The 5826-nt window shown below is 70.5% G+C and carries 5 protein-coding genes and 1 pseudogene; 5 read left to right on the top strand and 1 reads right to left on the bottom strand.

Annotation, left to right across the window (positions count from 1 at the left end):
- The first annotated feature begins 294 nt into the window (after positions 1-294).
- The 5 genes and pseudogenes from JHN45_RS50150 (at position 295) to sucD (ending at position 5083) form a co-directional block, all read left to right on the top strand.
- Positions 295-1406, top strand: a pseudogene (locus tag JHN45_RS50150) (VWA domain-containing protein).
- An 85-nt stretch (positions 1407-1491) separates the two neighbouring features.
- Positions 1492-2352 (top strand): hypothetical protein, encoded by an 861-nt coding sequence (locus JHN45_RS50145; protein WP_201056131.1) that lies wholly within the window; start codon positions 1492-1494, stop codon positions 2350-2352.
- Between the two features lie 79 nt (positions 2353-2431).
- Positions 2432-2623, top strand: a complete 192-nt coding sequence (locus JHN45_RS50140) for a hypothetical protein (RefSeq protein WP_234469801.1) — start codon at positions 2432-2434, stop codon at positions 2621-2623.
- Between the two features lie 375 nt (positions 2624-2998).
- The gene (gene sucC, locus JHN45_RS50135; protein WP_019066810.1) at positions 2999-4177 is read left to right on the top strand and encodes an ADP-forming succinate--CoA ligase subunit beta; all 1179 of its coding nucleotides are present in this window, start codon (positions 2999-3001) and stop codon (positions 4175-4177) included.
- Between the two features lie 21 nt (positions 4178-4198).
- The gene (gene sucD / locus JHN45_RS50130; RefSeq protein ID WP_019066811.1) at positions 4199-5083 is read left to right on the top strand and encodes a succinate--CoA ligase subunit alpha; all 885 of its coding nucleotides are present in this window, start codon (positions 4199-4201) and stop codon (positions 5081-5083) included.
- Between the two features lie 208 nt (positions 5084-5291).
- Here the strand turns inward: sucD and JHN45_RS50125 are convergent.
- On the bottom strand, positions 5292-5826 hold a 535-nt coding region (locus JHN45_RS50125; protein ID WP_268982490.1), incomplete at its 5' end, for an RNA polymerase sigma factor.

Raw genomic sequence — 5826 nt, 5'->3', positions numbered from 1 at the left:
GCTGTGAACGGGGTGGCTGGGAAGGCCGGTGTGGTGGCGGCTGCGATCGGGGTGGCTGGGGTGGCCGGCGCGGTGGCGGTGGCTGCGAATGGGATGGCTGGGGCGGCCGACGCGATGGCGACGGCGGCGGCGGTGAACGGGGCGGCTGGGAAGGCCGACCCGAGGGCGGCTGCGAACGGGGTTGCCGGGGTGGCCGGCGCCGTGGGGACGACCGCGAACGGTGTGGCCGGGGCAGGCGCCGACGGCGGGGGCGGGGGCGTGGACCCCGGGCAGGAGCGGTTGCGGCGGTGGCGGATGGTGCTCGGGGGCGACGCGGCCGACGGCACCGGGTGTGCGTTGTCCGGGCGGGACGCCGCGATGGACGGGGCGCTGGCCGCGCTGTACGGCAGGGGGGACAAGGAGCGGGCGGGGAAGGACCGTTCGGCGGGGCTCGGGGCGTCGGCGCCGTCCGTCGCGCGCTGGCTCGGGGACATCCGCACGTACTTCCCCTCCTCCGTCGTCCAGGTCATGCAGCGCGACGCCATCGACCGGCTCGGGCTGTCCGCGCTGCTGCTCGAACCGGAGATGCTGGAAGCGGTCGAGGCCGACGTGCATCTCGTCGGCACGCTGCTCTCCCTCAACAAGGCGATGCCGGAGACCACGAAGGAGACGGCACGGATGGTGGTGCGCAAGGTCGTCGAGGACCTGGAGAAGCGGCTCGCCACCCGCACCCGGGCCACCCTCACCGGTGCCCTCGACCGCAGCGCCCGTATCAACCGGCCGCGCCACCACGACATCGACTGGAACCGCACGATCGCGGCCAACCTCAAGCACTACCTGCCCGAGTACCGGACGATCGTGCCGGAGCGGCTGATCGGATACGGGCGGGCGTCCCAGTCCGTGAAGAAGGAGGTCGTCCTCTGCATCGACCAGTCCGGGTCGATGGCGGCGTCCGTCGTCTACGCCTCCGTGTTCGGAGCGGTGCTGGCGTCCATGCGATCGATCGACACCCGGCTCGTCGTCTTCGACACGGCGGTCGTCGACCTGACCGACCAGCTCGACGACCCGGTGGACGTGCTCTTCGGGACCCAGCTCGGCGGCGGTACGGACATCAACAGGGCGCTCGCGTACTGCCAGTCGCAGATCACCCGGCCCGCGGAGACGGTGGTCGTGCTGATCAGCGACCTCTACGAAGGGGGATACGGAACGAGATGCTCAAGCGGGTCGCGGCGATGAAGGCGTCGGGGGTGCAGTTCGTGACGCTGCTCGCGCTGTCCGACGAGGGGGCGCCTGCGTACGACCGCGAACACGCCGCCGCGCTGGCCGCGTTGGGGGCGCCGGCCTTCGCCTGTACGCCCGACCTGTTCCCGGAGGTGATGGCGGCGGCGATCGAGAAGCGGCCGCTGCCGATACCGGACACAGCCTGACGAACCGGCATCGGTGGTGATGAACGGGCTTGTGGGACAGGGGGGTTGTGCGTCTCCGAGCCGCCCGTGCAAGGATCGTCGCCTCATGATCTGGCCCGCCGCACTGTCCGGTGCCGCCCTGCGCGTGACGCGTACGGCGGTCGGGCGGCGTGTGCTGCAACTGGCTCTGCTGGTGGGCGGGTTGTGCGCGCTCGGGTTGCTGTGCGGGGGACAGGCGCAGGCGGCGGACGGGGTTCTGGGCACGCCGGTGAGTCTCGGCAGGCCGGGGATTCCGGTGGCGGCTTCGGCGGTGAAGCCGGTTCCTGTCCGGGTTCAGGTGCCTGTTCTTGCTCCGGTGCTGGATCCGGTGCTGGATCCGGTGGTGGCACCGGTGGTGGCACCGGTCTCGGACACCGTGGAACAGGTCGTGCGGCCCGTGAGTGACGTGGTGACGAAGACGGTGACCGCGGTGTTGGCCGAGGCGCCCTCGCTGCCCACCTTGCCCTCGGTCCCCGTAGTGCCGAGTCAGCCCGTGCCCCCGGTCCAGGAGCCTCCGGCGCACACCGCGCCGGTGGCGGTGCCGACGCCCGTCCGGTCGACCCCGCAGCCTTCGGGTGATGGGCATCGTTCGGGTGTGAGGCCCGCCGAGACGGCCGTAGGCACAGGCGTGACGTACGGGCCGCGCGTCGCAGGCGGCGCCGATGAGGTCGGCGCCTTAGGGCATGCGGCCGTGCGTCATGCGCCGTCCGTCAGGCGCGCCCCGGTGCGTCAGGCACCCGGCGGTGACCCGGACGGCGCCCCGCGTGATCAGCAGGCGGTGGACGGCGGTGGGGCGCGGCACTGTGACGCGCAGGCCGTGACGTCGGGCCACCGGGTGGCCGTGCGGTTCGTGCGCGGTGTCGCCGAGGGCGCGGACGCGGCGGAGACCCGGGACAGGTACCGGGACGTTCCCGTCTTCCCAGGCTAGGCGGGCCTTTTCCGGCAGTTGAGCTGCCCGGAATGTCGCCATGCCCCCTTCTCGCGATGCCTGAGGAACCGACGCACGCATGAACACCCGTATGAACCAGAACACCGACATCACCCCGGCCGAAGTCCGGCGACGTCTCGTCGATGCCGTGGTCTCCGTCCCACGAGGCTCCCGGGTCAGGGCCGCCGCGGCCATCCAGGGCGCGCGGGCCGCACGGACCGCACGCGCCGCACACATTGTGTGCACCCGGGCCGTTCGGCACTGGGAGTAACAGACTCCGTGAGGCAGTGACCCCGGACGGCCGAATGCCGTCGGTCTGTCCGGGGGCGCGCCTCGCGGTAGGGGGTCCCCGCCGGGCCAGCCCCAACCCGGCGGGACCCCGCCCGGAACGACCCGCCTGAGGGATCGCCCACGAGTCCCGTGCGCGGCACTCCGTGTCACGGATTCCGGCATCATGTGACAGGTATCACCGCTCAGGTGTGACCCTCGATTTAGAGGCCCTCCGCAAGCAGCGATAACCTGCGAGACGGACATGCCGCGCGCTCGGTCACCGTGTGCGCCTCCCTTGTGACAGCGGACGTCACGTTGCCCTTCGCGGCACGCCCACGCATCCAACGAACCGCGAGATCACTGAGGACGGAAGCGCGTGGACCTGTTCGAGTATCAGGCGAGGGACCTCTTCGCCAAGCACGATGTACCGGTGCTGGCCGGTGAAGTCATCGACACGCCTGAGGCGGCCCGCGCAGCCACAGAGCGTCTCGGTGGCAAGTCCGTCGTCAAGGCCCAGGTGAAGGTCGGCGGCCGTGGCAAGGCCGGTGGCGTGAAGCTCGCCGCCACCCCGGACGAGGCCGTCGCGCGTGCGACGGACATCCTCGGCATGGACATCAAGGGCCACACGGTCCACAAGGTGATGATCGCCGAGACCGCGCCCGAGATCGTCGAGGAGTACTACGTCTCGTACCTCCTCGACCGCACCAACCGCACCTTCCTCGCCATGGCGTCCGTCCAGGGCGGCGTGGAGATCGAGGTCGTCGCGGAGGAGAACCCCGAGGCCCTCGCGAAGGTCCCGGTCAACGCCAACGAGGGCGTCTCCATCGAGAAGGCCCGCGAGATCGTCGCGCAGGCCAAGTTCCCGGCCGACGTCGCCGAGCAGGTCGCCGAGATCCTGGTGACGCTGTGGGACACCTTCGTCAAGGAGGACGCCCTCCTCGTCGAGGTCAACCCCCTCGCCAAGGTCGCCGACGGCCGTGTCATCGCCCTCGACGGCAAGGTCTCGCTGGACGAGAACGCCGAGTTCCGTCAGCCGGAGCACGAGGCGCTGGTCGACCACGACTCCGCCAACCCGCTCGAGGCCGCCGCCAAGGCGAAGAACCTCAACTACGTCAAGCTCGACGGCGAGGTCGGCATCATCGGCAACGGCGCGGGTCTCGTCATGAGCACCCTGGACGTCGTCGCGTACGCCGGTGAGAACCACGGTGGCGTGAAGCCGGCCAACTTCCTCGACATCGGCGGCGGCGCGTCCGCGGCCGTGATGGCGAACGGCCTGGAGATCATCCTGGGCGACCCCGACGTCAAGTCGGTCTTCGTCAACGTCTTCGGCGGCATCACCGCGTGCGACGAGGTCGCCAACGGCATCGTGCAGGCGCTGCAGCTGCTCGCGGACAAGGGCGAGGAAGTCACCAAGCCCCTCGTCGTCCGCCTCGACGGCAACAACGCCGAGCTGGGTCGCAAGATCCTCTCCGACGCCAACCACCCGCTGGTCCAGCGCGTGGACACCATGGACGGCGCGGCCGACAAGGCCGCCGAGCTCGCGGCTGCGAAGTAAGGGACGAGGGACAAAACAGCCATGGCTATCTTCCTCACCAAGGACAGCAAGGTCATCGTCCAGGGCATGACCGGCTCCACGGGCATGAAGCACACCAAGCTCATGCTGGCGGACGGCACCAACATCGTCGGTGGCGTCAACCCCCGTAAGGCCGGCACGTCCGTCGACGTCGACGGCACCGAGATCCCGGTCTTCGGCACGGTCGCCGAGGCGATCGAGAAGACGGGCGCGAACGTATCCGTCCTCTTCGTGCCGCCGGCCTTCTCCAAGGCCGCCGTCGTCGAGGCGATCGACGCCGAGATCCCGCTCGCGGTCGTCATCACCGAGGGCATCGCCGTCCACGACTCGGCCGCGTTCTACGCGTACGCGGTCGCGAAGGGCAACAAGACCCGGATCATCGGCCCGAACTGTCCCGGTCTCATCACCCCGGGCCAGTCGAACGCCGGCATCATCCCGGGCGACATCACCAAGCCGGGCCGTATCGGCCTGGTCTCGAAGTCCGGCACGCTGACGTACCAGATGATGTACGAGCTGCGTGACATCGGCTTCTCGTCCGCCGTCGGCATCGGTGGCGACCCGGTCATCGGCACCACGCACATCGACGCGCTCGCCGCGTTCGAGGCCGACCCCGACACCGACCTGATCGTGATGATCGGTGAGATCGGCGGCGACGCGGAGGAGCGCGCGGCGGACTTCATCGCGAAGAACGTCACGAAGCCGGTCGTCGGTTACGTCGCGGGCTTCACCGCGCCCGAGGGCAAGACCATGGGCCACGCCGGCGCCATCGTCTCCGGCTCCTCCGGTACGGCCGCCGCGAAGAAGGAGGCCCTCGAGGCCGCCGGCGTCAAGGTCGGCAAGACGCCGACGGAGACGGCGAAGCTGGCGCGGGAGATCCTCGCCGGCTGACCGGTACCTAGCTGTACGTCGATGGGCTCGCTCCGTGGGTTGGAGCGGGCCCATCGGTGCTTTGTCGGGTGCGGGTGCGTTGTGGCTGGTCGCGCCCACGCGGCGGAGCCGCAAATTGATACAGCCCCGCGCCCCTCTAAAACCCACGTGCGTTTAGAGGGGCGCGGGGAACTGCGTGACCAGCCCCCACCGGGCCGCAGCCAACGAACTACCGACCCAGCGGTGCCAACCTCTCCGGCCCACTCGTCAGACCGGTCCGCAATCGGTCCCGCAGAGCCACCTCCCCCTCCGACAACGCCCCCTGCACCACCCGCGCCGGCACCCCCTCCACCCGCTGCCCCAAAGGCACGGGCGGCTCATAGTGAGTCGGCGCCGTCCGCACCGTGAGCGTCGTCGCGCCGATGATCGTGACGGTGAACGCGATCGCCGCCCGGGTCCAGAACACGGTTCGGCGTTCACCCACGAAACGAACCACCGGCGGTTTGGCCGCGTGCAACCGCCCCGTGGAGGCGAGTTCGGTCAGCCGCCGGTGCAGTTCGGTCGGGTCGGACAGGTCAGGGAGCTGCGCGGCGATCGCCTCGCGCGCGTGCAGCAGCCGGTTCGCCGCGGCCGGCGTGCTCGCCTCCGTCTCCGCCGCCATCTCCGCGAGACCGAGCCCGACACCGTCGTAGAGGAGGAGGGTCCGGCGGTACGACGGGGGGAGTTTGAGGAGTGCGGTGAGCAGGGCGCGGTCGGCGGGGGCC

Origin of the sequence: Streptomyces sp. MBT53, assembly GCF_016654115.1 — a bacterium.
In the GTDB taxonomy this organism is placed as follows: domain Bacteria; phylum Actinomycetota; class Actinomycetes; order Streptomycetales; family Streptomycetaceae; genus Streptomyces.
Note: the sequence above shows the minus strand (reverse complement) of the source record. Positions and strands in the feature narration are given on the sequence as shown.